This is a genomic window from Asanoa iriomotensis (assembly GCF_016862515.1).
Taxonomy (GTDB): domain Bacteria; phylum Actinomycetota; class Actinomycetes; order Mycobacteriales; family Micromonosporaceae; genus Asanoa; species Asanoa iriomotensis.
Genome location: NZ_BONC01000033.1, coordinates 68,295 through 91,287 on the forward strand (window position 1 = coordinate 68,295; position 22,993 = coordinate 91,287).

The 22,993-nt window shown below is 72.7% G+C and carries 20 protein-coding genes; 10 read left to right on the top strand and 10 right to left on the bottom strand.

From position 1 onward, the window contains the following. Positions 1-19 precede the first annotated feature (19 nt). Genes Air01nite_RS22905 through Air01nite_RS22915 form a run of 3 tightly spaced genes read right to left on the bottom strand, consistent with a single transcriptional unit; the run spans position 20 to position 2,880 of the window. On the bottom strand, positions 20-517 hold the full coding sequence (locus Air01nite_RS22905) for a MarR family transcriptional regulator (RefSeq protein WP_203705051.1): 498 nt from the start codon (positions 515-517) through the stop codon (positions 20-22). Positions 518-527: 10 nt separating this feature from the next. After that, a complete protein-coding gene (locus Air01nite_RS22910) occupies positions 528-2,282 on the bottom strand; it encodes a potassium channel family protein (protein ID WP_203705053.1) in 1,755 nt (584 codons plus the stop codon). Positions 2,283-2,304: 22 nt separating this feature from the next. After that, complete coding sequence (locus tag Air01nite_RS22915; protein ID WP_203705055.1) at positions 2,305-2,880, bottom strand: RNA 2'-phosphotransferase; 576 nt, start codon at positions 2,878-2,880, stop codon at positions 2,305-2,307. An 81-nt stretch (positions 2,881-2,961) separates the two neighbouring features. On the opposite strand from Air01nite_RS22915, the gene Air01nite_RS22920 reads away from it, so the two are divergent. Next, a complete protein-coding gene (locus tag Air01nite_RS22920; protein WP_203705056.1) occupies positions 2,962-4,482 on the top strand; it encodes a gluzincin family metallopeptidase in 1,521 nt (506 codons plus the stop codon). Here Air01nite_RS22920 and Air01nite_RS22925 read toward each other — a convergent pair. Both Air01nite_RS22925 and Air01nite_RS22930 read right to left on the bottom strand, forming a co-directional pair. Then, a complete protein-coding gene (locus tag Air01nite_RS22925) occupies positions 4,479-6,437 on the bottom strand; it encodes an APC family permease (protein WP_308439979.1) in 1,959 nt (652 codons plus the stop codon). The genes Air01nite_RS22920 and Air01nite_RS22925 overlap by 4 nt on opposite strands. A gap of 3 nt (positions 6,438-6,440) precedes the next feature. After that, positions 6,441-7,898, bottom strand: coding sequence for an MFS transporter (locus Air01nite_RS22930; protein ID WP_203705057.1), 1,458 nt, complete (start codon positions 7,896-7,898; stop codon positions 6,441-6,443). Between the two features lie 91 nt (positions 7,899-7,989). Between Air01nite_RS22930 and Air01nite_RS22935 the strand changes: the two genes are divergently transcribed. The 3 genes from Air01nite_RS22935 to Air01nite_RS22945 are packed head-to-tail and all read left to right on the top strand — an operon-like array spanning position 7,990 to position 10,405. Beyond that, a complete protein-coding gene (locus Air01nite_RS22935; protein ID WP_203705058.1) occupies positions 7,990-8,976 on the top strand; it encodes an ArsR/SmtB family transcription factor in 987 nt (328 codons plus the stop codon). A 59-nt stretch (positions 8,977-9,035) separates the two neighbouring features. Next, positions 9,036-9,533, top strand: coding sequence for a maleylpyruvate isomerase N-terminal domain-containing protein (locus Air01nite_RS22940; protein ID WP_203705059.1), 498 nt, complete (start codon positions 9,036-9,038; stop codon positions 9,531-9,533). Then, complete coding sequence (locus tag Air01nite_RS22945) at positions 9,530-10,405, top strand: alpha/beta hydrolase fold domain-containing protein (RefSeq protein WP_203705061.1); 876 nt, start codon at positions 9,530-9,532, stop codon at positions 10,403-10,405. Before Air01nite_RS22940 ends, Air01nite_RS22945 begins: the two co-directional genes overlap by 4 nt. On the opposite strand, the gene Air01nite_RS22950 is transcribed toward Air01nite_RS22945, so the two are convergent. Further along, the gene (locus Air01nite_RS22950; protein WP_203705064.1) at positions 10,377-10,790 is read right to left on the bottom strand and encodes an RbsD/FucU family protein; all 414 of its coding nucleotides are present in this window, start codon (positions 10,788-10,790) and stop codon (positions 10,377-10,379) included. The two genes, Air01nite_RS22945 and Air01nite_RS22950, sit on opposite strands and share 29 nt — an antisense overlap. Before the next feature lie 163 nt (positions 10,791-10,953). Here Air01nite_RS22950 and Air01nite_RS22955 point away from each other — a divergent pair, with 163 nt between their 5' ends. After that, on the top strand, positions 10,954-13,071 hold the full coding sequence (locus Air01nite_RS22955) for a PhoX family protein (protein WP_203705066.1): 2,118 nt from the start codon (positions 10,954-10,956) through the stop codon (positions 13,069-13,071). 57 nt (positions 13,072-13,128) lie between these two features. On the opposite strand, the gene Air01nite_RS22960 is transcribed toward Air01nite_RS22955, so the two are convergent. Beyond that, positions 13,129-15,840, bottom strand: coding sequence for a helix-turn-helix transcriptional regulator (locus Air01nite_RS22960; protein ID WP_203705068.1), 2,712 nt, complete (start codon positions 15,838-15,840; stop codon positions 13,129-13,131). Between the two features lie 83 nt (positions 15,841-15,923). Here Air01nite_RS22960 and Air01nite_RS22965 point away from each other — a divergent pair, with 83 nt between their 5' ends. The 5 genes from Air01nite_RS22965 to Air01nite_RS22985 all read left to right on the top strand — a co-directional run bounded on the left by Air01nite_RS22965 (position 15,924) and on the right by Air01nite_RS22985 (position 21,074). Next, positions 15,924-16,733, top strand: a complete 810-nt coding sequence (locus tag Air01nite_RS22965; RefSeq protein WP_203705070.1) for an alpha/beta fold hydrolase — start codon at positions 15,924-15,926, stop codon at positions 16,731-16,733. A 133-nt stretch (positions 16,734-16,866) separates the two neighbouring features. Beyond that, positions 16,867-18,408, top strand: coding sequence for a PQQ-dependent sugar dehydrogenase (locus tag Air01nite_RS22970; protein WP_203705071.1), 1,542 nt, complete (start codon positions 16,867-16,869; stop codon positions 18,406-18,408). Between the two features lie 102 nt (positions 18,409-18,510). After that, a complete protein-coding gene (locus Air01nite_RS22975; protein WP_203705072.1) occupies positions 18,511-19,053 on the top strand; it encodes an RNA polymerase sigma factor in 543 nt (180 codons plus the stop codon). A gap of 10 nt (positions 19,054-19,063) precedes the next feature. Further along, positions 19,064-19,936, top strand: coding sequence for a CU044_5270 family protein (locus Air01nite_RS22980; protein ID WP_203705073.1), 873 nt, complete (start codon positions 19,064-19,066; stop codon positions 19,934-19,936). A gap of 49 nt (positions 19,937-19,985) precedes the next feature. Then, positions 19,986-21,074, top strand: a complete 1,089-nt coding sequence (locus tag Air01nite_RS22985) for an alanine racemase (RefSeq protein WP_203705074.1) — start codon at positions 19,986-19,988, stop codon at positions 21,072-21,074. Positions 21,075-21,082: 8 nt separating this feature from the next. Here Air01nite_RS22985 and Air01nite_RS22990 read toward each other — a convergent pair whose 3' ends face one another. The 3 genes from Air01nite_RS22990 to sigK are packed head-to-tail and all read right to left on the bottom strand — an operon-like array spanning position 21,083 to position 22,963. Further along, positions 21,083-21,526 carry a phosphatase domain-containing protein gene (locus Air01nite_RS22990; protein WP_203705075.1) on the bottom strand — a complete coding sequence of 148 codons (444 nt, stop codon included), beginning with the start codon at positions 21,524-21,526 and terminating at the stop codon, positions 21,083-21,085. 48 nt (positions 21,527-21,574) lie between these two features. Then, on the bottom strand, positions 21,575-22,291 hold the full coding sequence (locus Air01nite_RS22995; protein WP_203705076.1) for an anti-sigma factor: 717 nt from the start codon (positions 22,289-22,291) through the stop codon (positions 21,575-21,577). Between the two features lie 51 nt (positions 22,292-22,342). Beyond that, the gene (sigK, locus tag Air01nite_RS23000; RefSeq protein WP_203705077.1) at positions 22,343-22,963 is read right to left on the bottom strand and encodes an ECF RNA polymerase sigma factor SigK; all 621 of its coding nucleotides are present in this window, start codon (positions 22,961-22,963) and stop codon (positions 22,343-22,345) included. Between the last annotated feature and the right edge of the window lie 30 nt (positions 22,964-22,993).

Consider the following 22,993-nt stretch of genomic DNA (forward strand, 5'->3'; position numbering starts at 1 on the left):
ACAGGTGTACGACTCGCAATCATGCGCCGGCCCGGTTCGCCGCCAGCGCGTCGGTTGCCAGGCGGCCGGCGCGCGAGGTGCGGCGCAGGAAGTCGGCGACCAGCGCCAGCTCCGCCTCGCCGTAGCCGGCGCAGATGTCGTCGACCGCGCGGCCGAGCCCGGCGTAGAGCCGGACCAGTTCGGCGGCCCGGCCGCGCACCGCGTGCACGGCGACGCCGCGGCGGTCGGCGGCGTCCCGTTCCCTGGTCACCCAGCCGCCGCGTTCGAGCCGGTCGAGCACCCCGGTCATGGTCGCGGGGTGCAGGCCGGCCCGCCGGGCGAGCGCGGTCGGGCTCAGCGGGCCCTCGCGCGTGACCAGCTCGAAGCAGTCGACGTCGATGTCCCTGAGCTCGACGTGCGCGCCGACCTGGTGGTTGAACAGCGACAGCTGCACCCGCGTCTCGCGCAGGGCGGTCAGGATCGCGTTCCCGTGCTGGCGCCGGGCGGCGCGGAGGGTCGGGTCGTCAGCGGTGCTCATACCCTGGAGCCTACGGAGCGTCACTCTCCGTCGCGCGTTGTGGCCAGTGGTGATGGGTGAGCAACCGCAGCGGCTCCGGCTCGGGCAGCGGTGCGGCGTCGGCGTTCGGGCGCGTGCGGGCGAGCAGGCCCGCGAGCCCGGCCCGGGTGGCCACCACGATCAGCCGGTCGGTGCGGACCAGTCGGCGACGTTCCGGCACCGTCCACAGCGTCTGCCCGATCCGGCCGGTGCGGATGGCGATGAGGCGCACCTCGTTGGGGCGGTTGACCTCGGGGGAGTGTCGGCCTTCGAGGGTGCAGCCGGCGCCGACCGGCAGCTCCGCGACCAGCAGCACCCGGCGACCGACCGGGATCGCGTCGATCACCTCCCGGCCGAACAGGGCGGCGGCGAACGCCGGTGCGGCCAGGTAGGAGACGCTGCGGGACAGGGTGATGTCGAAGCTGCGCTTGACGCGGCGGGCGAAGCCCTCGTCGTAGAGGCGCAGCACCACCCGCAGCCCCGCGCCGTGTAGGGCCCGGCCGAGCAGGGCGGTCTCCAGGTTGGACACGTCGTCGGTGGAGAGCACGAGCAGCGCTCGCGCGGTGGCCACCGAGGCGGCCCGCAGGGTCTCGGCGCTGTTGCCGTTCCCGATGATCACCGGGACGCCCAGCTCGCGCGCGACCGCGACGCCGCGCGCGTCGGGGGAGCGGTCGACGCAGACCAGGTCGACGCCGAAGCCGTGCAACTCGCGCAGCACCCGCGTGCCGACGTTGCCGAGCCCGACGATGACCACGTGGTTGGACACTGGCCGGGTCAGCGCGCCGGAGTTGACCGCGAGCCGGGCCGTCACCACGGCCTCGACGATCAGCACGGTGACGAACGGGACCAGCGCGACCCCGGCCAGGGCCAGCGTCGCCAGCACCACGTGCTCGAGCGCGGTGCCGGTGACCTCGCCCTCGATCCCGCCGAGCGCGGTGACCACGGCGAGGTAGCCGGCTTCCCACGGGTTGAGGTCGCGCAGGACGGCCAGCAGCACGGTGGCGATGCCGAGCAGCCCGGCGACCCCCGCCAGCGCGTAGCGCAGCCGGCGCCGCCCGAGCACCAGCCGGGTCACCCGCAGCGGCTGCCGGCCGGGCCGCGGCGCCGGCCGGGGCGGCTCGCCGTAGCGGCGGACCAGCAGCAGGTCGGCGTCCGCGTCGTCGGCGGGCAGGGTCTCCGGCTCGGTCCGGCCGTCGACCACGGCCAGCCCGCAGACCACCTCGTCGGGGTCGGGCCGCTCGTCGCGGTGCGCGGTGACCAGGAACTCGTCGGTCAGCCGGACGTACGTCGGCACGTCGTCACCGAGCGCGGCCGCGACGAACGCGGGCGCCGCGATCTCCGAACCGGACAGCACGCCGCAGTCGCCGAGCATCGCGGTCACGGCCTCGGCGAGGATCGGGTTGAACACGCGGACGACGATCCGGGCGGTCGGGTTGAGCTCGCGGACCATCATCGCGGCGTCCACGTTGGCCACGTCGTCCCGCTCGACCAGCGCGACCGCGGCCGCGTCGGCGACACCGGCGCGGCTGAGCACGTCGGGGGTGAGCCGGGCCGCGGCGACGAGCACCGGGCGCAGGTCGGGGTCGCCGGTGACCGGCTCGAGGTCGGCGATGTCCGGCGCCTGGTCGGCGTCGGCGGACCGGACGATCACCGTGACCGGCACGCCGTACGAATTGATCAGCTCGCTCGCGAGCCGGCGGGCCAGGGTGTTGTCGCCCCACACCAGAAACCGGCCGTCGGTGGACACGCCCGGATGGTAGCCAGCCCGGTCACGCGTCCGGCGGCCGCGCGTCGAGCCTTCGGATGAACGTCGGTGGAACGTGTTCTGTCAGCCATACGCCGTTCGCACTGCGCTGGAACCGATGCCCGGAGCCGGCCATCGCGGCGGCGTCGACCTCGAGCAACGCCACCGGCCCGCTGCGCCGGGCGCCGACGACCTGGGCGGTGCGCACGTCCGCCGAGAGATGCACGGCGTGCCGGCGACCCTTGACCAGCCCTGTGCGCAGGATCGACGGCACCGCGCCGGCCGAGGTGCCGTGGAACAGCACCGCCGGTGGCTGCCGGTCGGCGAGACCGAGCGCGACCGGCACCGAGTGACCCTGGCTCGCCCGGATCCGCTCGCGGCCGTCCGCGCCGACGCTGACCGCGAAGCGCCGCTTGTCATTGCCGGACACGACCGCGTCGAGGTCGTCCCTGGAGACCGGCCTGCTGTGCGCGGCCAGCGCGGCGAGCAGCGTGTCGACGTCGACCCAGCCCTGCGGGTCGAGGGCCAGGCCGACGCTGGCCGGGCGGTGCCGCAGCACCGCGGACAGGCGCTTGCTGACCCGGACGAGATCGGCGTTCATGCGGCCATTGTCGCTCCACCGCCACGGTCCCGGCCGAACGGATGATCATTTACGTGCGCGCGGGACGTAGCGTGTCCCGTCGTGGCATACGGGGATGTCGATCCAAGCAAGGGCGACGATACGGCCGAGAACCCGCCGGCGGCGGAACCGCCGACCGAAGCGGCACCAACGCCGGCGCCAGCGGCACCGGAAGCACCCGGACCCGAAGCGCCCGCGCCCGACGCACCGGCACCGCAAGCGCCCGCGCCGCAGGTGCCGGCGCCGGCCCCCGCGGATCTGGCGCCGCCGAAGCGCAGGCGTGGGCTGCTGGTCGGCCTCGGAGTTCTGCTGGTGCTCGTCCTGGTGGCGGTGCCGGCGTTCCTCGTGCTCAACTCCGGCTCGGGACAGGAGCCCGCCACCGCGGCCGGGCAGTCGCCGAGCGCCAGCGGGTCGCCGTCGCCCACCGGGCCGGCGCCGTCGCCGAAGCCCGGCGACCCACCGCACGTCCAGCTCGCCTGGACCAAGGCGCGCATCACCGAGTCGCTCGGCGCGATGAACAAGGCGTTCCGCGCCGGCGATCTGGCCGCCTTCGTCAAGCCGGCGTTCGACAAGAAGATGCGTGCCGAACTGGAGCGGCGGTTTCGATCGCTGCGCGCCATGCGGGCCCGCGACTTCGCGCTGACCATCGACAGTGGACCATTCGACAGTAAGATGGTCGGCGGGTACGCGGAGTGGGGCGTCAGCGTCGCTATCAACCACTGTTACGTGCAGTCACCCTGCGAGCCGCAGAACCTCCTGGTCGACACCGCCTGGCGGGACTCGCCGAAGGGCTTCCGGCTCACCAAGTTCTCCCTGGTCAAGGACGTCTACGGGCCCCAGCCCTGGGAATACAGCACGCTGACCGCCGCGATCGGCTCGCGGGCCGTCGTCGCGGCGCCCACAGCGCTGGCGAGCCGGGCCCGGTCGTTCCTGCCGGCCGCCGAGCGCGCGGCGAAGATCGCGGATCGGTACGTCCTGGGCGGCCCGAAGCCGGACCGCTACGTCATCTACCTCGCCGGACCGAGCGAGTGGAAGAAATGGTTCGGCGGCACCGAGGACTGGGCGATCGGTTACGCCATCCCGGTCAGCGACCAGCGGTCGGACATCGTGCTCAAGGCCGCCGAGATCTCCGGCGGCTACGCCGAGTCGGTCATGAAGCACGAGATGGGTCACGTGGCGACGCTGGCCGGCCGCGACTACCACGACGCCAACGGTGAGAACTGGTGGCTGACCGAGGGGATCGCCGAGTACATCGAGTGGGACGGCCGCTCGGTCAGCTCCTACGACCGGAAGCAGTCGTCGCGGCGGATGCTGCGGGAGAAGAAGTTCACCGGCAACCTGGAGAAGCTCGTGCCGGCGGACGACGCGCCCGACTGGCAGATCGACGCCGCCTACGGCCTCGGCTACTACGCGACGCGGTGCATCGCCGACCAGTACGGGCACGCGAAGCTGATGCGCTTCGCCGACGTGGTGCTGCGCGGTGGCCGTCCGTCGGAGGTGGAGAGCCAGCCGATCCTCGGCGCCGCCTGGTCGACCGTCACCAAGCGCTGCCTCGCGTACACCAAACAAAAGGTGGGCGCCTAACCGACGTGCACGTGGGGCCGCTTCTCGCGGTCCGGCTGGTGCTCGCGGAGGATCTCGCGGGTCACCGGTGCCACCTCGCCCTGGCCGAAGGCCAGGTAGCGCAGGAAGTTCGAGGCCGGGTTGCCCTCGGTCCACTCGAAGTAGATGTGCGGTCGATGGCCGGTCGTCGCCTGGATCTCCAGCAGCAGGCCGGCCAGCGCCGTCGCCACGTTCGGGCTGGTCATCGCGAACACCCGGTAGCGGCCGTGCCGGATCTCGCCGCGGACCCGCAGGTCCGACTCGAACTCGGACGGGTCGGAGATGGTGACCTCGGCGAACATCACGTCGTGCACGTCCGGCAGCACGTCCTCGTCGACGATCCGGCGCAGCTTGGCCCGGTACTCCTCGACGTCGCCGGCGTCCGGGTGGTTGGCGATGATCCGTACCACCGTGCCCTTGCAGTCCTCCAGCAACTGCCGGCCGACCTCGTCGAACTGGACGCTGGTGAACCGCAGCTCGAACGCGCGCCGGACGCGGCTCACAATCGAAACGAGAATCATGGCTCCGATGAAGCTCCCTGCGATCTTCACGCCGTCGGGACGCTCGATGATGTTGTCGATCGTCGTGTAGACGAACACCAGCGAGATCACCCCGAAGGCGATTGTCTGCCGGTGCTGGCGGCGCCGCCGGCTCGACAGCGTCACGGCTATCGCCGCCGAGGTGATCAGGACCAGCACACCCGTCGCGTACGCGCCGCCCTGCGCGGTCACGTCGGCGTCGAACAGCCAGGTGATGAAGAACGCGATCGCCGTGAACACTACGACGAGCGGGCGCACGGCCGTGGCCCAGTTGGGCGCCATGCCGTACCGCGGCAGGTAGCGGGGCACCAGGTTGAGCAGCCCGGCCATCGCGGACGCGCCGGCGAACCAGAGGATGAAGATCGTCGAGATGTCGTACGCGGTGCCGAACATCTCGCCGAGGTTCTGGTGCGCCAGGAACGCCAGCGCCCGCCCGTTGGCCGGGCCGCCCGGGTCGAACGCGCTGGCCGGGATCAGCACCGTGGTGATGATGCTGCTGGTGATCAGGAAGACGCTCATCGTGACCGCGGCGGTGGTGAGCAGCTTGTGCGCGCCGCGGATCCGGCCCACCGGGCGCTCCTCGGTGTCGCCGCGGGCGCCCTTGATGTGCGGCATCACCGCGACGCCGGTCTCGAACCCGGACAGGCCCAGCGCCAGCTTGGGGAAGACGAGCACCGCGACCCCGATCAGCGCCAGTGGACTGCCGTGCGACGTGATCAGCGCCGTCCACCAGTCGCTCGTCAGCGTGGGGTGGGCGGCCACCCGGATGAGGCCGTCGACCACCACGACCACGTTGAGGGCGAGGTAGACGCCGACCACCACCACGGCGATCCCGATCGCCTCGGCGAAACCCTTGAGGAACACCGCGCCGAGCAGCGCCAGCAGCACGAGGGTGATCACCACCTGGTGCCCGCGTAAGGCGTCGGGCCAGAACGGGTTCTCGTTGATGTGCGCGGTGGCGTCCGCCGCGGACAGGGTCATCGTGATGATGAAGTCGGTGGCCGCGAACCCCAGCAGCACGAGCACGACCAACTTGCCCTGCCAGAACGAGAGCAGCTTGGACAGCATCGCGAGCGAGCCGGCGCCGTGCGGGCTCTCCTTGGCCACCCGGCGGTAGACCGGCAGCGCGCCGAGCAGCGTGACCAGCACCAGCACGATCGTGGCCAGGGGCGCGAGCACGCCGGCCGCCAGCGCGGCGATGCCCGGCTGGTAGCCGAGCGTGGAGAAGTAGTCGAGGCCGGTCAGGCACATCACCCGCCACCAGCTGTGCTTGCGTTCCTCGGGCTGGGGCCGCGGCAACGGGCCGGGCGGCGGCAGCACCCGGCGCTCGGCGCCGCGCAGGAACCACTCGGAGAAGCGGCTCTGGGTGGTGGTCGGGGCGGCCTGGTCAGGTGCCACGGCTCAGGGGCGCTTCTTCGGCGGGTCCGAGAGCGGGCGGCGGCGCACGCCGTGCCAGATGTCCTTCCAGATGGGCACGCCCGGCCGGTCGTCGATCTGCTTGAACGACACGATGCCGACGGCGATCCCGGCGACCCCGATCAGGAACAGCAGCAGCCGGGTCGTGGAGATGTGGATGTCGACCGCGCCGATGCCCAGCTCCCGGGACGAGCCGAGGCCGACGAGGAGGCTGGAGAGCGCGATCGCGAGCAGCAGGGTGATCCGCACCGCCGTCTGGATGAACGCGACCACCCGGCCGCGTACGTCGTCGCCGATGTCACCGCCGATCATGGTGAGGCCGGAGAGGAAGGCCATGCCGGCGGCGGCTCCGGTCACCACACAGCCGAGGACCGCCAGGGACAGCCGGGGCGCGACCGACAGCCCGATCACCGCGATGCCGGCCAGCACGATGGACAGCGCGAACCAGCGGCGGCGGGAGAGGGTGCCGACCAGCGCGGGGCCGCCGGCGATGCCGACGCCGAAGCCCGCGAAGATCGCCGCGAACAGGATGCCGAAGGTGGCCTCGCCGCCGCCCAGCGACCGGGCGTAGAAGTTGGCCGTGCCGATCACCACCCCGGCGCCGGCGAACGCGCCCAGCACGCCGACCACGATGCCCCGGACCAACCGGGTGCGCGCGATGAACCGGCCGCCGTCGATCAGGTCGCGCATCACCTGGCGGCCCGGCACGTGGTGCGGCGAGTCGTCGTCCGACGGCTGGCTGGGTCTGGACGTCCGCTGGGACATCTCCTTCACGTAGAACAGGACCACGAAGGCCGAGGCGAGGAAGGTCAGTGCGTCGAAGATCAGGGCGTAGTCGGCCGGGCCGACCCCGCCCGGGCGTGGCAGCCGGGCCATGGCGCTGAACAGCAGCGCCGCGATGATCGGCGTGATGCCGTAGGTGGTCGCGAGGGTGAGCTGGTTGGCCGCCTCGAGCCGGGAGCGCGGCAGCAGGTTGGGCACCTCCGCCTCCTTGGCCGGGGTCCAGATCTGCGCCGCGACCTGCGCCAGGAACAGCGCGATCGCCGTCCAGGTGACCACCCGCACCGGGCTGTTCACGAGGAAGCCGACGATCGGGATCGACAGGAACAGCAGGAAGCGCGCCACGTCGGAGATGACCATCGTGAGCCGCCGGTCGAACCGGTCAGCGACCACGCCGGAGAGCGGGCCGAGGATGAAGGCCGGCAGAAGCTGCACCGCGATCACGGAGCCGAACGCCGCGCCCTTGGCCGTCGCGCCCGACACCTGCGACGACGCGAACGCGGCACCGGCCAGCAGGCCCAGCCAGTCGCCGAGCGCCGAGAGGCTGAGCACCAGGAAGAGCCTGCGGAACGGCCCCACGCGGAGGGCATCGATGATCTCCGCCAGGCCCGAACCCTGGACGGTGCCTGCTGGCTGCGTCTCGCCGACCCCGCTCGTGCTCATCCGATCAGTGCCGTCCCCCCGCGTGACCGTTTCGTGACCCAACGTACTCCCGGGACGGCCCCGAGAGCCCCAGCTACGATCTGTGATCGTTATGCCAGTCGCGATCGTCGGTCTGACCACGGTCTCCGCCGCGGTGTCCCCGCTGTCCGAGCTGGGGTCGGCGTTGCACGCGGTCGGCGACCCGGGCCACCACCCGGTCGACCTGCCGCCGATGGATGCCGCGCTGCGCCGCCGCGCGCGGCGCTGGGCGTTCACCACCCGCGCGATCCGGGCCACCCCGTTCGTCACGGTCTGGGGGCCCGACGAGGAGTTCGCGACCCAGCTCGACCACCTGCGGGCGCTCCCGCCGCGCCGGCTGGGCGGTCAGCTGCTGCGGCCGATCGGCGACACCGGGGCGGCACTCCGTTATGCCCGGGCCCGCGGCGTCGGCGACCAGGTCGCGGCGCTGGTCGAGCGGCCGGGGCCGGCGGTGACGGAGTTCCTGGAGTTCCTCGCGGAAAGCTGGGAGACCTGGTTCGCCGCGCGCTGGCGGGAGGTGCGGCCGGTGCTCGCCGCCCGCACCCGCCGGTTCGCGCTCGACCTCGCCGCCGGTGGCCCGGCCGGCGCCCTCGGCACGCTCGACCCGTCGATCACCGTGGCCGGCGCGGGCGTGTCGATCGCCAAGGTGCGCAACGGGCGGCACGACGTCGCCCGGCGCGGGCTGGTGGTGGTGCCGAGCACATTGATCAACCCGCACGTGTACGTCGCCGACGTGCCCGGACGGCCGCTGGTGCTGATCCACCCGGCCGCGCCCGGGCCGCCGGTGCCCGCCGCGCGGGACCTGCTGCGCCGGTTGGCCGCGCTGGCCAACCCGGGGCGGCTGGAGGTGGCGCGGGCGATCGCCACCGAGCCGCGTACCGCCGGTGAGATCGCCGCCCGCTGGCACGTCGACCCGACGCTGGTCAACCGGCACCTGCGGGAGCTGGCCGCGGCCGGGCTCGCGCGGGCCACCCGGCGGGGCCGCTACGTCCAGTACGAGCTGGACGCGGCCGCGGTCGACGCACTCGGTGGCGACGTGCTCGCCCTGCTGCTGCGGTGAGCTGACCAGATCTGTCAGCCCGCTCGGCGCCGCGCGGGCCGGGTGGTTGCGTTGCCGGCATGACCGAACCCCTGTCCGCGGGTGCGGCGGCCGAGCGCCTGCGCGCGGACCACGCCCTCCTGCTCGCCGCGGTCGACGGGCTCTCCGCCCCGGAGCTCGCCGCCGACTACGCCACCGCCGCCGGCCCGCTCGGCGACTTCTGCGCGTCGCTGCACGACCTGGTCGCACACGTGCTCATGTGGGACGAGATCAACCTGGCCGTGCTCACCGAGGCCGACCGCGGCCGCGACCACTGGAGCCTCGCGCCGCGGTTCGAGACGGCGGAGGTCGGCCGCGCGCTGAACCGCGCCGGCGTGGCCGCCGGCCGCGAGCTCGCCGCCGACCTGCTGCTGGAGCGCCTCGAGAGCACCCACGGCGCCCTCCTCGACCAGCTCGCCGGCTACACCGACGACGACTGGCGCCAGCGCGTCGGTCCACTCTCGACGCGCGTGTTCACCGTGCCCGGCCGGCCCTCGTTCTGGCACGCGGCCCTGCACCTGCAGGCGGTGCCGGCGTGAACCGCCGGGTCGTCGCGCAGCCGCGGTTCACCGCCGAGGCCGACGGGTTCACGGTCGTCGGCGCGGCCGACGAGTTGGACGACCTCGCCACGCTGCTGGCCGGCCGACAGGAGCCGGTCGACACCGCGCTCGCCGGCCGCCTCGACCCGGCCGTGCACGCGGCCGACCTGTTCCTGCCGCTCGGCGGCGGGCCGACCCTGGTGCGCGTCTACCAGGCGGAGGCCGGACCGCGCCCGCTGCTGCTCTGGCTGCACGGTGGCGGGTTCGTCGGCGGGTCGGTGGTCGACCTCGACCATCCCTGCTCGCGGCTCGCCCGGTCCTCCGGCCGCACGGTCGTCTCGCTGGAGTACCGGCTGGCACCCGAGCATCCCTATCCGGCGGCGCTCGACGACACGTACGACGCGCTGTGCTGGCTCGCGGAACACGGGCGGGTGCTCGGCGGCGACGGGCGGCTCGCGGCCGGCGGGCAGAGCGCGGGCGGTGCGCTGGTCGCGGGCGCGGTGCTGCGCGCCCGCGACGAGGGTGGGCCGAGGCTGGACCGGCAGGTGCTCTGCTACCCGGTGGTCGACGTGGCGGCCGAGCCGACCTGGGCGGAGCGGCAGTACCTGCCGGGCCGGCCCCCGGTCTACGCGGCGCCGCTGCGGGCCGGGTCGCTGGCCGGGCTGCCGCCCACGCTGGTGGTCGCGGCCGGCCGCGACGCGCTGCGTGACCAGGCCGAGGCCTACGCGGGCCGGCTCGACGACGCCGACTACGTCGAGTACGCGGACACCCCGCACGCGTTCCTCAACTTCTGCGGTGTGCTGTCCGCGGGTGACCACGCCGTCGGCGTGATAAGTGAGTTTCTCAGCTCACCACGCCCACCGTCAGGATGATGTTCGCGTAGAGCCTTGTGTCACCGCTGGCGATCGCGAGCGCCAGGTCGGGCTCGCGGGCCTTGTCGTAGAAGGCGAACCGGTCGAGCGGGCTCAGCTCGACCGGCCCCAAGTGCGTGCGGAACACCGGGAAGATGTCGGGTTCCGGACCCGCCGCCGGCCGCATCACGAACGCCGACTCGACCGGCACTGCCGTCAGCACGGCCGCCAGGATGTCGTCGACCGCCACCAGCCCCGGGCGCAGATTCAGGAATACGAGGTCCGCGCCGGGCCTCGTACCCGTTGAATGGGGGTAGTTTCCGTCTGAAATGAGGATGGTCGATCCGTGTCCGGCCCGCCCGAGCGCGGAGTTGATGCCTGGGTGGATGAGGGTGGTTTTGAGCATGGCCGGATCATCATGTCCGCGTGCCGCGGCCGTCCAGTAAGGACACCCTTACCAGGGGTTTTACGTCTGCGGTTCACATTGCGGCTTTTCCATGTTTACCTGCTCTGATTAGCGTGCGCCTGTCCTGACGGAGAGATTTGTCGAAGGTTCGAGGAGAGCCCGAATGACGGACCAGATCCGCCGCCAGTTGCCAATCGTCGGCGTGGCGAAGGTTTCGCACGGTCGTGACCGCATGACCTGCCTGTACCGCTGCGGAAACGCGTGTGACCACCCGGTGCCGAATGTTTCCGATAACGACTACTTCGGCGACATGGTGAAGAGCGAGGTGACCCGGCGCGGAGTCATGCGGGCGGGTGCGGCCGGCGCGGTCGCCCTCGGCCTCGGCGGCGCGGGCGTGCTCAGCGCCAGCCCGGCGTTCGCCACCGAGCCGGCACCGGCCGTGCCGCCGGTCGGCGACTTCACCACCATGACCGAGCAGACCACCAACCTCACGTTCAAGGCCGTCGCACCCAACCGGGTCGACGCCCTGGTCGTGCCCAACGGCTACGACCACTCGGTGGTCATCCGCTGGGGCGACACCGTGGTCCCCGGCGCGCCGAAGTTCAACGTCCACGGCCAGACGCTGGACGCCCAGCTCAAGCAGTTCGGCTACAACAACGACTTCGTCGCCGTGCTGCCGCTGGACAAGAACGCCACCCGGGCCCTGCTGGTGTGCAACCACGAGTACACCAACGAAGACCTGATGTTCCCGAACTTCGTCAGCCAGGACGCGCTGAGCCTCGAGCAGGTCAAGATCGCCATGGCCGCGCACGGCATGTCGGTCGTCGAGATCGAGCGGGTCGGCAAGACCGGCGAGTACGTGCTGGTCAAGAGCGGCTCGCGGCCGTACAACCGGCGTGTCACCGCCCTGACCACGCACTTCAAGATGACCGGCCCGGCCGCGGGCAGCGACCTGCTGAAGACCGCCGCCGACCCGACCGGCACCGACGTGATCGGCACCCTGAACAACTGCGCCGGTGGCGTCACGCCGTGGGGCACGATCCTGTCCGGCGAGGAGAACTTCAACCAGTACTTCGTCGGTGCGGAGACCTCGACCGGCGACGCCAAGGCCCGGTTCAACCGGTACGGCATCGACACCGTCAACCACTACCCGTCGGGCAGCCGCAAGTGGGACCGGGCCGACGAGCGCTTCGACCTGACGAAGAACCCCAACGAGGCCAACCGCTTCGGCTGGATCGTCGAGTTCGACCCGTTCACCCCGGGCTCCACCCCGCGCAAGCACACGGCGATGGGCCGCGTGAAGCACGAGGGTGCCAACATCATCAAGTCGCGGGACGCCAAGGCCGTCGCGTACATGGGTGACGACGAGCGGTTCGACTACCTCTACAAGTTCGTCTCCGACAAGAAGGTCGACGGCCGCAACACGCCCGAGGCCCGCAAGCACAACCTGACCGTGCTGGAGTCCGGCACGCTCTACGTCGCCAAGCTCGGCTTCACCTCGGCGACCGAGATCGACGGCACCGGCAAGCTGCCCACCGACGGCGCCTTCAACGGCACCGGCACGTGGATCCCGCTGGTCAAGGGCGGCAAGTCGATGGTCGAGGGCATGACCGTCGAAGAGGTGCTCGTGTTCACCCGGCTCGCCGGTGACAAGGTCGGCGCCACCAAGATGGACCGGCCCGAGGACGTCGAGCCGAACCCGGTCAACCGCAAGATCTACGTCGCGCTGACCAACAACACCAACCGCGGCGTCGGCACCAACCCGGCGGCGGACGAGGCCAACCCGCGCAACGCCAACAAGCACGGGCACATCCTCGAGATCACCGAGGACAACGACGACCACACCGGCACGACGTTCACGTGGCAGATCCCGATCGTCTGCGGCGACCCGACGGACCCCGCGACCTACTTCATGGGGTACGACAAGACCAAGGTCTCGCCGATCTCGTGCCCCGACAACGTCGCGTTCGACGGCGCCGGCAACCTCTGGATCTCCACCGACGGCAACGCGCTGCAGAGCAACGACGGCCTGTTCGCGGTGCCGCTGGAGGGCCCCGAGAAGGGCCACCTCAAGCAGTTCCTGAGCGTCCCGTTCGGCGCCGAGACCTGCGGCCCGTGGATCACCGACGACAACAAGAGCGTGTTCGTCGCCGTGCAGCACCCGGGCGAGATCTCCGGCGCCTCGGTGGCGAGCCCGGCCTCCAACTGGCCTGACGGCGACTTCGCCAAGCCTGGCATCGCGGTCACCTGGAGCGTGTGGAACAAGAACATCGGCGCCTGAGCCATGGGCGTAAGGAACGGTCCGTTCCAATCGCTTTCCGATTGGAACGGACCGTTCCTAACCAGCCGGCGGGCGCATCGCGTGCACCGCGTTGGTGAGCTGCACCCGCGACTGCACGTCCAGCTTCGTGAAGATCGACCGCAGGTGGGTGCTCACCGTGTTGGGTGAGAGGTTGAGCATCCGGGCGGCCGCCTTGTTGGTGTTGCCCGCGCTGATCAGCTCCGCCACCTTGACCTCGGCGTCGGTCAGCGCCGCCCAGCCCTGCCGCGGGCGGGCCGCGTCGGTCTCCCACTTGGCCCGGCGGGCGCCGGCCCGGCGCATCACCCGTTGCACGTCGACCATCGCCGACCGCGCGCCGATGCCGCGGTAGATGGACCACGCCCGGTCCAGCTCCGCGAGCCCCTCCGCGCGCTTGCCGTAGCCGAGCAGGAGCCGGCCCCGGTCCTCGGCGGCGTTGGCCCGCAGCATCGGCCGCGGGCTGCGGTCGAGCACCGCGTTCGCCGCGGTCAACGCGTCCAGGTCGAGCTGCACCAGGCCGCGCGTCGCCAGCGCCACCCCCTCGAAGCTCGCCACACCCGGGTTGCGCGCCGCGCCCTCGGCGGCGATCGCCGCCGCCTCGCCGCTGAACCGCTGGTCGCCGGTGGCCCGGCCGACCCGGACGAAGATCCGCATCCAGCCGGGCCACCACGGCCAGTCCGCGCTCGAGTCGCGGGCGTTGAACAGCAGCGGGCGCAGGATCGTGCGGGCCTCGGCGTTCCGGCCGTCGCTGGCGGCCAGCCAGCCCTCCATCAGCGTCAGGCCGGGCAGCCGCACCGACTCGTCCGCGTTGCCGCCGGCCGTGGTGGGCGTCAGCCGGTCGGCGGCCTCGGCGAGCTCGCCCCGGAGCAGCGCGACGGCGCTCAACACCAGCACGGCGTCCAGCTCGTGCCCGTGGTCGCCGAGCTCGCGGCCGATGGTGACCAGTGTGCGGGCCCCGGCCTCGGCGTCGTCGAGCCGGCCGAGGTTGAAGTCCTGCCACATCTGCGCGGCGGTCACCGACGGCAGGGTCGCCTCGATGCCCCCGTGGTCGTCCCGGTGCGCGGCCTCGAGGAGTGTGCCGGCGTCGACGTACCGGTCGAGCAACTGCAGCTCGAGGATCTCCTCGGCCAGGTAGCTGGTGCCGGTGACCGAACGCAGCTCACGGAAGTAGGCGAGCGACTCGGCGTGGTGGCCGCTGTTGCGCGCCAGCTCGCCCATCGCCTGCAGCGCGAGCATGGTCGCGTCGTGGTCGCCGGCCGCCCGGGCGTCCCCCAATGCGGGTTCGACCGCCTGGCGCGACCGCCAGGCGGGCGCCATCCGGGTCAGCGCGAGAGCCCGCGCGGAGCCGAGCCGCGCCCGCAGCGCGGCCGACACCCCGGGTGCGGACAGCGCCTCGTCGATCCGGGCCACGGACTCCGCCGGGCGACCGATCCGCCAGAGCGCATTTGCCGCGAGCACCTGGATCCGCGCGGAGGTCTCGGCGTCGTGCGCCCGGGCCAGCACGGCGTCCGCGATCCGCACCGCGTCGGTGCAGCGCTGCACCCGGTGCAGCACGTCGACGCACCGCTCACCCGTCGGTTCCCACGACTCCTGCGCGGGCCGGATCAGCTCGAACGCCTCGAGCACCAGATCGCCGGCGGTCTCGGGCAACGGGCCGGCCGCCTGGTGGCCCGCCTCGCAGAGGATCGCCGCGCTCTCCTCGTCGCCGGGCGTCGCGGCGGCCCGGGCGTGCGGCGCCGCGGCCAGCGCGTCGTGCCCGGAGGCCAGCAGGTAGCGGGCGCAGCGCCGGTGCAGGTCCTGGCGCACGTCGTCGGACAGTCCGGAGTAGACGGTCTCGCGGACCAGGTCGTGCCGGAACCGGATGCGATGGCCGTCGCGGGTGAGCAGCCCTGCCGCCACGGCCCGATGCACGTCCGCGCTGGACACCGACGGGACGATCCGCTGCGCCTCGTCGATCGCGAACGCCCGGCCGAGCACCGCGGCGAGCAGCACGACGGTGCGGTCCGGCAGCCGGTCGAGCGCGGCCTCCACCGCGCGGACGAAGCCGGCCGGCGGCACGCCGTCCGGGTCGCCGCGGGCCAGGCCGTCGAGGATCTGGGTGACCAGGAACGGGTTGCCGCCGACGCCGTCGAGCATCCGCTGCGTCGCCGCGCTGGCGGGCTTGCCCAAGCGGTCGCGGGCGATGGCGGCGACGTCGGCCGCGCCGAGCGGACCGAGCGGGATCGTCTCCAGCCGGACGCTCGGCGCGGGCGGGGTGGTCAGCTCGTCGGCCGGGTCGCGGGCGGCGAACAGCCACACCACCGGGTCGCCGGCCAGCCGCTCGGGCAGCACCCGCAGCGCGAGCCGGCTGAGCTGGTCGGCCCACTGCACGTCGTCGACCACGATGAGCACCGGTGCCACACTGGCCACCCGCTCCAGCCGCGCACCGACCCGGTCGAGCAGGACCAGCGGATGGTCGACGAGGCCGTCGAACTCGGCGATCGCGGTGCTGTCCAGCAGCGGCTTGGCGCCGCTGCGCATGGCCAGCAGCACCGGTGCGCCCGGTGAGATGCGGCCGATCTCGTCGGCCTTGGCGGCCCCGGTGTGGAAGCCCATCCCGGTGGCCTGTGCGCCGATCGCGTCGAGTACGGCGGTCTTTCCGATTCCCGCCTCGCCGGTCACCACCAGCATGCCGCTCTGACCGTGTCGGGCCGCCCGGCGCAGGGTCGGCATCGCCGCCGACATCGCCGCCGAGCGTCCACGCAGAACCACCCGTGCCACCTTCCACAACTTAGCGAGCGGCGCTCACGTATTCAGGTGATTCGGGGGATGGGCCGACGCGTTCTGCTGGCTGGATGGACGAGGAGCGGTTCGACGTCATCGACGACCTGGGTATCCGGTACGTCGCCAGCCCGGTGGGCCGCGACGACCGGGAGGCGGACACCCTGCTGTTGCTGAGCCCGTGGCCGGAAAGCCTTTACGCGTACGCGCCGATCTGGGCCGCGCTCGCCGCGGAGCGCCCGGTCATCGCCGTCGACCTGCCGGGCTTCGGGCGGTCCGAGGGGCGCGCGGAGTTGATGTCGCCACGCGTGATGGGCGAGTTCGTCACGCACCTCGTCGACCACTTCGGCCTCGAACAGCCACACGCGGTGGGCCCCGACGTCGGCACCGCCGCGCTGCTGTTCGCCGCGGCCGCGCAACCGGACCTGTTCCGCAGCGTCGTGGTCGGCGGCGGGGCGGCGACCCACCCGCTGACCCTCGCGGGGGAGTTGCGCACGCTGGTCACCGAGGACGTCGGGCAGCCCGACGGGCGGCGGGTGGTGGACAGCTTCGTGGGTGACGGGCTGCCCCGGCAGATCCGCGACGACTACGAAGCCTCGTACGCCGGTGACCGGTTCGCTGGATCGTTGGCCTATCTGCGGTCGTACCCGAGCGATCTGGCCGCCCTCGACCCGCTGCTGGCGACGGTCCGGACGCCGGTGCAGATCATCGCCGGCCGCGACGACCCCTATGGCCTCGCCCGCGACGCCGAGGTGCTCAACGAGAAGCTGCCGGCCTGCCGCCTCGACGTGCTGGACTGTGGACACGCCGCCTGGGAGGAACAGCCGGCCAGCTACGCCGGGATCGTCACGGACTGGGTGGACGGCTCGTACCTCGGCGTTTAGCCCATCCGGGTTTGGCCAGTGGGCCATTTAGATGGATTCACCATTTTGCGTTAATTGTCCAATCTGGGCGTAACCGATTCATGTCGGCTGGCACCGTGGCGAAGGCAAGCCCCCTTCGCTTCGGGAGATGCCCATGCACAAACCCGCCATCGCCGCCGCCGCCGCGGTGGCCGGCGTCGCGTTGAGCGTCGCCGGGATAGCCGTCGCGGTGGACCGGCCGACGGACCGGACCGTCCTGGCCGCCGCGCCGAGCGTCGACTACACCAACCCGACCACGGCCGCGAGCAACCTGCGGGTGCCGTGGGGGTTGACTTTCCTGCCGGACGGCAGCGCGCTGGTGGCGGAACGGGACCGCGCGCAGATCCTGCGGGTCCGCCCCGGGATGCCGACCCTGATCGTCGGGCCGGTGCCGGGCGTCGTGCCGGCCGGCGAGGGCGGGCTGCTCGGCCTGGTCGTCTCGCCCTCGTACGCCACCGACGGCCTGGTCTACGCGTACTACACGTCGGCCACCGACAACAGGATCGTCCGCTTCAAGCTGGCCGACATGGCGGACCAGACGCCGATCATCACCGGGATCGCGAAGGGCGACACGCACAACGGCGGCCGGATCGCGTTCGGCCCCGACGGCATGCTCTACGCCGGCGTCGGTGACGCCGGCGACCGCGACAGCGCGCAGAACCCGGCGAGCCCCAACGGCAAGATCCTGCGGATGCGTCCGGACGGCAGCGTGCCGGGCGACAACCCGACCGTCGGCTCGCTGATCTACAGCTCCGGCCACCGCAACGTGCAGGGCCTGGCCTGGGACTCCGCCGGCCGGCTGTACGCGACCGAGTTCGGCCAGGACCGGTTCGACGAGGTCAACCGGATCGTGCCGGGTGGCAACTACGGCTGGCCGGTCGTCGAGGGCACGGGCACGAACCCGGCGTACCGCAACCCGATCGTCACCTGGACCCCGGACCAGGCCTCGCCGAGCGGCGCGACCGTCATCGACGACACCCTGTTCGTGGCGGCCCTGCGCGGCAACCGGCTCTGGGTGGTGCCACTCGACGGCAACGGCGGCGCTGGTGCGCCGACGGCGGCGCTCAACAGCCGGTTCGGCCGGCTGCGGACGGCGGAGAAGGGGCCGGACGGCTCGCTCTGGGTGGCGACCAGCAACCGGGACGGGCGCGGCAACCCGACCGCGAGCGACGACCGCATCTTCAGGTTCACGGTGACCAGCCCGACGCCTTCGCCGTCATCGTCGCCGTCTTCGTCGGGCTCGCCGACGGTCGACCCGACGACCGACCCACCGACCGACCCACCGACCGACCCGCCCACGACCGATCCGCCGACTGATCCGCCGACGACCGAGCCGCCCGCGGAACCGGATGCCGAGTGCTCCGTCAGCTATGGCGCGACCGGCCTGCCCGGCCTGCTGCTCGGCAACGTCCGGGTGACCAACGAGGGCGCGTCGGTCGGTTCGTGGACGCTGACCTGGACCTTCGGCGGCAACCAGCGGATCAGCAGCGCCTGGGGTGCCCGGGTCAGTCAGTCCGGTCGCCAGGTCACGGCTCGCAACGAGGTCTGGAACGGCGGCCTGACCACCGGCGCCAGCGCCAACTTCGGCTTCCTGGCCAGCGGCAGCGGCACGGGCCGCCCGGGCAACTTCCGCCTGAACGGCGCCGCCTGCGACTGACCGTTCGCCAACCGAGCCGCCCGGGTCCAACGTGGACCCGGGCGGCTTCGTGTAACGCTCGTGGCGTCCCGGACCAAGAAAGGGGTAAAGGCGGGAGGGCCGATGTCGCCGTACGACGTGACCACCATCGGGCACGACCCCGACGCGTTCGAGCAGTTCTACCGCTCGCACGTCGAGGTGGTGGGCCGGTTCGTGGCCCGGCGGGTGGACGATCCACATGCCGTCGCCGACCTGACAGCCGAGGTGTTCCTCGCGGCGATCGAGTCGGCGCGCGGTTATCGCCTCGATCGGGGCAGCGAGGTCGGCTGGCTCTTCGGCGTCGCGCGCAACGTGATCGCCGCCGAGCAGCGGCGCTGGCATCGGCGTCGGCAGGCGGCCGCGGAGGTCGCCGGCCGCCGTGTGCTCGACGCGGACGACCTCACCCGGATCGAGGAGCGGATCGACGCCGAGGCGATCGCCCGCCGGACGTACGAGGCCATCCGCGCGCTTCCCGAAGACACGCGGGCGTTGCTCGAACTGGTCGCGGTCGACGGGCTCAGCACGGCCGAGGCCGCCCAGGTGCTGGGCATCACCGCGGTCGCGGCCCGGGTGCGGTTGCACCGTGCCCGCCGGGCCGTCCGCCTTTCGATCGCCCACCCCAGCTGAGGAGACCGAGATGCTTTCCGGCTTCGAGGAGCGCCTGCTCGCCGAGCTCCGGGCACACGTCGCCACCCGGCCCGTCCCCGCTCCGTTGTGGTCGCGGCGGCGAGTGGTGCTGACCGCGGCGGCCGTCACGCTGACCGGCGGCGCGGTCGCGGTGCCGCTGGTCGGCGAGCGGCCGGCACCCGCGAGTGCGGCGCTCATCCTGCAGGGCGCGGCCCGTGCGGCGCTACGGGAACCGCCGTTGACCGCGCGGCCGGATCAGTGGGTCTTCACCGAGCAGCTCGTCAAGCTGCGACCGGATCCCGCAGTCGACCGTTACTCCACGCGCCGGATCCAGCGCTGGGTGACCGCCGGTGCCGGCGACCAGTGGCAGCAGCGCTTCCGGGACGAGACCCCGGGAAGCCAGTGGCAGGCGCCTGCCGCGCTGCCGGACGGCCCCCGTCCGGCCGGTTACCTCGCCGGACTGCCGACCGACGCCGACGGCATGCTCGGTTACCTGCGCGCGCACCCGCTGGATCTCGAGCTGCCCGCCGGCGCCGACGAGGCGGCCGTGTACGCCGATCCGTCGATGGTGTTCACCACCGCCAGTTGGTGGTTGGAGGGCTACCTCCCGCCCGCGTCCCGTGCGGCCCTCTTCGAGGCGATGGCGCAGGTGCCGGGCGTGACCGTAGCGCCCGGCCACGTCGAGGACGCGGCCGGCCGCAGCGGCGTCGGCCTTCGCGCGCCCGGCGTGATCGGCGGCTCGATCGACCTCGTCTTCGACCGGGAAACCTTGACCTTCCTGGGCGTCCGGGACCTGCTGGCCCGCGGAGACTCGGACGTGCTCAACGTCAGCACCGCACGCCTGCGCACCGCGATCGTCGACCGGATCGGCGACCTGCCCTGACCGCGCCCGCGCCGCTCGACGCTGACGCGCGCGCCACGTTAGGGTTGGCATGATTCCCCTCTCCGCGCTGCCGACGCCGGCACTGCTCGTCGACCTCGACCGGCTGGAGCGCAACATTCTCGCGATGGCGGGCGCGATGCGCGCCGCCGGCGTGGCGCTGCGCCCCCACGTGAAGACCTCCAAGTGCTGGGAGGTCGCCCGCCGCCAACTCGACGCCGGCGCGATCGGCTTCACGTGCTCGACCGCGGCCGAGGTCGCCTGGCTGCAGAGCCACGGCGTCGCCGACCTGCTCTGGGCGCACATCCCGATCGGGCACCGCAAGGTTTCGTTCGTCGTGGACGCCGTCGCGCAGCACGGCGGCGGGTTGACCGTGTCGCTGGACTCGGTGGAGGCGGCGCGACCGCTATCGGCTGCCGCGGCGGCCGCCGGGGTGACCGTGCCGTTCGTGCTCGAAGTCAACACCGGCCACGCCCGGCTCGGCGTCGAGCCAGCCACCGCGGTCGCCACGGCCGGTGCGCTCGCGGCCCTGCCAGGCTTGCGGCTGCGCGGCGTGCTGACCCACGAGGGGCACGTTTCCGCCGCACCGGACCGCCCTTCGCTGGAGCGGGCCGGCACCGCCGCGGGCACGCTGCTCGTCTCGGTCGCCGCCGACCTGCGCGCGGCGGGGCACGAGGTCGAGGTGGTCTCGGTCGGCTCGACGCCCGGCGCCACGTCGACGCCGTTCGTGCCCGGGGTGACGGAATCGCGAGCGGGCACCTACGTGTACTTCGACGCCAACCAGACCCGGGTCGGCAGCTGCACGCTCGAGCAGTGCGCCCAAACCGTGCTCGCCCGGGTGGCGTCGGTGCAGCGGGCCGGGCGGCCGATCATCGACGCGGGCAGCAAGGCGATGAGCTCCGACGCGATCGCCCTCGCCGGCTCGTTCGGCCTGGTGCTCGACCGGCCGGGCGTCACGTTCGCGGACGCCAACGAGGAGCACGGCTTCCTGCTCGACGACGGTCCCGTCCCGTTGGCGGTCGGCGACCTGGTGCGGCTCGTCCCGAACCACGCCTGCACCACCACCAACATGTGGAGCCACCTGTACGCGGTGCGCGGCGACCTGGCCGTCGAGCGCTGGGACATCTCCGCCCGCTACTGACCGGCACCTCAGAAGTCGCCGTCGGCGACCTGGCAGACCGTGAGTTTGAAGGTGTTGCGCCACATCCGCACGACGCTGTCGCGGTCGTCGATGACGAAGGCGACCTCGTAGCGCGGCGCGACGAGGCGGCGGTAGAGGTCGGCCTTGGTCCGGTGGTCCGGGCGGTCGTCGTGGTCCGCGCGCAGGAACAGGTCGGCGAAGTCGACGCCTTGCGCATCGAGCCACATCTCAGTCTGGCGGCGGGCCTGCTCCTTGCGCCCGGACATCACGACGATGCGGTGCCGCCCGGCGGCCGCGATGGTCTGGACGAGCTCGACCACCGCGGGGTTGGGCCGGTCCTCGCCCACCCGGCTCCAGTCGTAGGGCGACCGTCTCCCGCGGATGGCCAGCGTGCCGTCGACGTCGACCAGCACCGCCCGTTGCCGGCCGCCCGCGGACCCTGTGTTGCGCATGCCGAGCATGGTCGCCCCGGGTGGTGGCGGCCGTCGAGTGCTATTCGGTCACGCCACCGACACCTCGCCGACCGTCGGCAGCGTCGGCGTCGCCGAGCCGCTCGGCGGCTCGATGGTCACCGCGAACGCGTCCGCGGCGGCCGCGCCCGAGAGCAGGCGGGTGGCCGAGGTCGTGCCGACAGGCAGGACGCCCGCGTTGACGGCCGTGCTGCCGTCGAGCATCCAGAGCTGATAGGTGCGGTCGGCACCCGCCGGGCGGTCGGCGGACATCGTCAGGACCGCCTCGTTGCGGGACTGCGACGTCACCACCGTCAGGCGGACGCCGCTGGCCGACGTCGCCGAGCGGAGCGCGGCGTCCGGGGCGGACAGGACCGCCGTGACCCGGGCGGCCTCGGCCTGTGCGACCGTGCGCTGGTCGTCGAGCCGGCGTTCCTGGACCGCGAACGTGCCCGTCGCCGCCGCGGCGGCCAGGACCACGGCCGCGGCCACCGTGAACAGGCGGCGGTTGCGTTGCGGGCGGATCGGCTTGGCCGCGACGGGTGCGTCCTGGCGGGTCCGGGACACCTCGGCGAAGACCTTGTCGCGGAGCGCGGGTGGTGGCACCGACCAGGCGCCGTCGGCCAGCCGGGCCGCCGTCTCCCGCAGCTCGGCGACCTCGATCGCACAGGTCGCGCAACTCGCCAGGTGCCGCTTGAACGCGGCGCGCTCGATGTCGGTCAGCGCGTCGAGCACGTAAGCCCCGGACAGGGCGTGCACGTCACTCATGCCGCCTCCCTTCGGTCGGCCTGCTGCGCCCGCTGCGCCCGCTGCGCTCGCTCATGCCGGCACCTCCACGCCCAGGCAGTCGCGTAGGCGGATCAGGCCGTCGCGCATGCGGGTCTTGATGGTGGGCAGGCTCACGTCGAGCAGCTGCGCCACCTCGCGGTAGCTGCGGCCGCCGTAGTAGGCCAGCGTGATGGACTCGCGCTGCAGCGAGGTGAGGTCGTCGAGGCAGCGCCGCACCTGTTGCCGCTCGAGCCGCTCCTCGACCTCGCCCGAAACCTCGTCGTAGGGCGTCTGTGCCGCCCAGGCGCCCGCCTTCTGCACGCGGTCGGCGGCCGCCTGCTCGCTGCGCACCCGGTCGACCGACCGCCGGTGGGCGATCGTGAACACCCACGCCGTGGCCGAGCCGCGGGCCGGCTCGAACCGGGCCGCCGTGCGCCAGACCTCGACCAGCACCTCCTGGGCGACCTCTTCGGCCTGAGCCGGGTCGCGCAGCACCTGCCGGGCCAGACCGTAGACCCGGGCGGCGACCAGCTCGTAGAACTGGCGGAAGGCGGCCTCGTCACCGCGCCCGACGGCGACCAGCAGCCGGTCGGCAACCGATCGGTCGTCGACCGGTGCCGGCACCGCGGCCAGGTGGTCGCGCGGCGGATCGCCGTGGCTCTGCTCGCGCATGAAGACTCCTCGCCGGTGCCGGTTTCGCGC

Excerpts from the sequence above, each read along its gene's own strand:
- Air01nite_RS22990 (WP_203705075.1), bottom strand. The coding sequence starts at position 21,526 with ATGCGCAACACAGGGTCCGCGGGCGGCCGGCAACGGGCGGTGCTGGTC.
- Air01nite_RS22940 (WP_203705059.1), top strand. The coding sequence starts at position 9,036 with ATGACCGAACCCCTGTCCGCGGGTGCGGCGGCCGAGCGCCTGCGCGCG.
- Air01nite_RS22950 (WP_203705064.1), bottom strand. The coding sequence starts at position 10,790 with ATGCTCAAAACCACCCTCATCCACCCAGGCATCAACTCCGCGCTCGGG.
- Air01nite_RS22980 (WP_203705073.1), top strand. The coding sequence starts at position 19,064 with ATGCTTTCCGGCTTCGAGGAGCGCCTGCTCGCCGAGCTCCGGGCACAC.
- Air01nite_RS22915 (WP_203705055.1), bottom strand. The coding sequence starts at position 2,880 with ATGAACGCCGATCTCGTCCGGGTCAGCAAGCGCCTGTCCGCGGTGCTG.
- Air01nite_RS22930 (WP_203705057.1), bottom strand. The coding sequence starts at position 7,898 with ATGAGCACGAGCGGGGTCGGCGAGACGCAGCCAGCAGGCACCGTCCAG.
- Air01nite_RS22970 (WP_203705071.1), top strand. The coding sequence starts at position 16,867 with ATGCACAAACCCGCCATCGCCGCCGCCGCCGCGGTGGCCGGCGTCGCG.
- Air01nite_RS22985 (WP_203705074.1), top strand. The coding sequence starts at position 19,986 with ATGATTCCCCTCTCCGCGCTGCCGACGCCGGCACTGCTCGTCGACCTC.
- sigK (WP_203705077.1), bottom strand. The coding sequence starts at position 22,963 with ATGCGCGAGCAGAGCCACGGCGATCCGCCGCGCGACCACCTGGCCGCG.
- Air01nite_RS22955 (WP_203705066.1), top strand. The coding sequence starts at position 10,954 with ATGACGGACCAGATCCGCCGCCAGTTGCCAATCGTCGGCGTGGCGAAG.
- Air01nite_RS22995 (WP_203705076.1), bottom strand. The coding sequence starts at position 22,291 with ATGAGTGACGTGCACGCCCTGTCCGGGGCTTACGTGCTCGACGCGCTG.
- Air01nite_RS22965 (WP_203705070.1), top strand. The coding sequence starts at position 15,924 with ATGGACGAGGAGCGGTTCGACGTCATCGACGACCTGGGTATCCGGTAC.
- Air01nite_RS22935 (WP_203705058.1), top strand. The coding sequence starts at position 7,990 with ATGCCAGTCGCGATCGTCGGTCTGACCACGGTCTCCGCCGCGGTGTCC.
- Air01nite_RS22905 (WP_203705051.1), bottom strand. The coding sequence starts at position 517 with ATGAGCACCGCTGACGACCCGACCCTCCGCGCCGCCCGGCGCCAGCAC.
- Air01nite_RS22975 (WP_203705072.1), top strand. The coding sequence starts at position 18,511 with ATGTCGCCGTACGACGTGACCACCATCGGGCACGACCCCGACGCGTTC.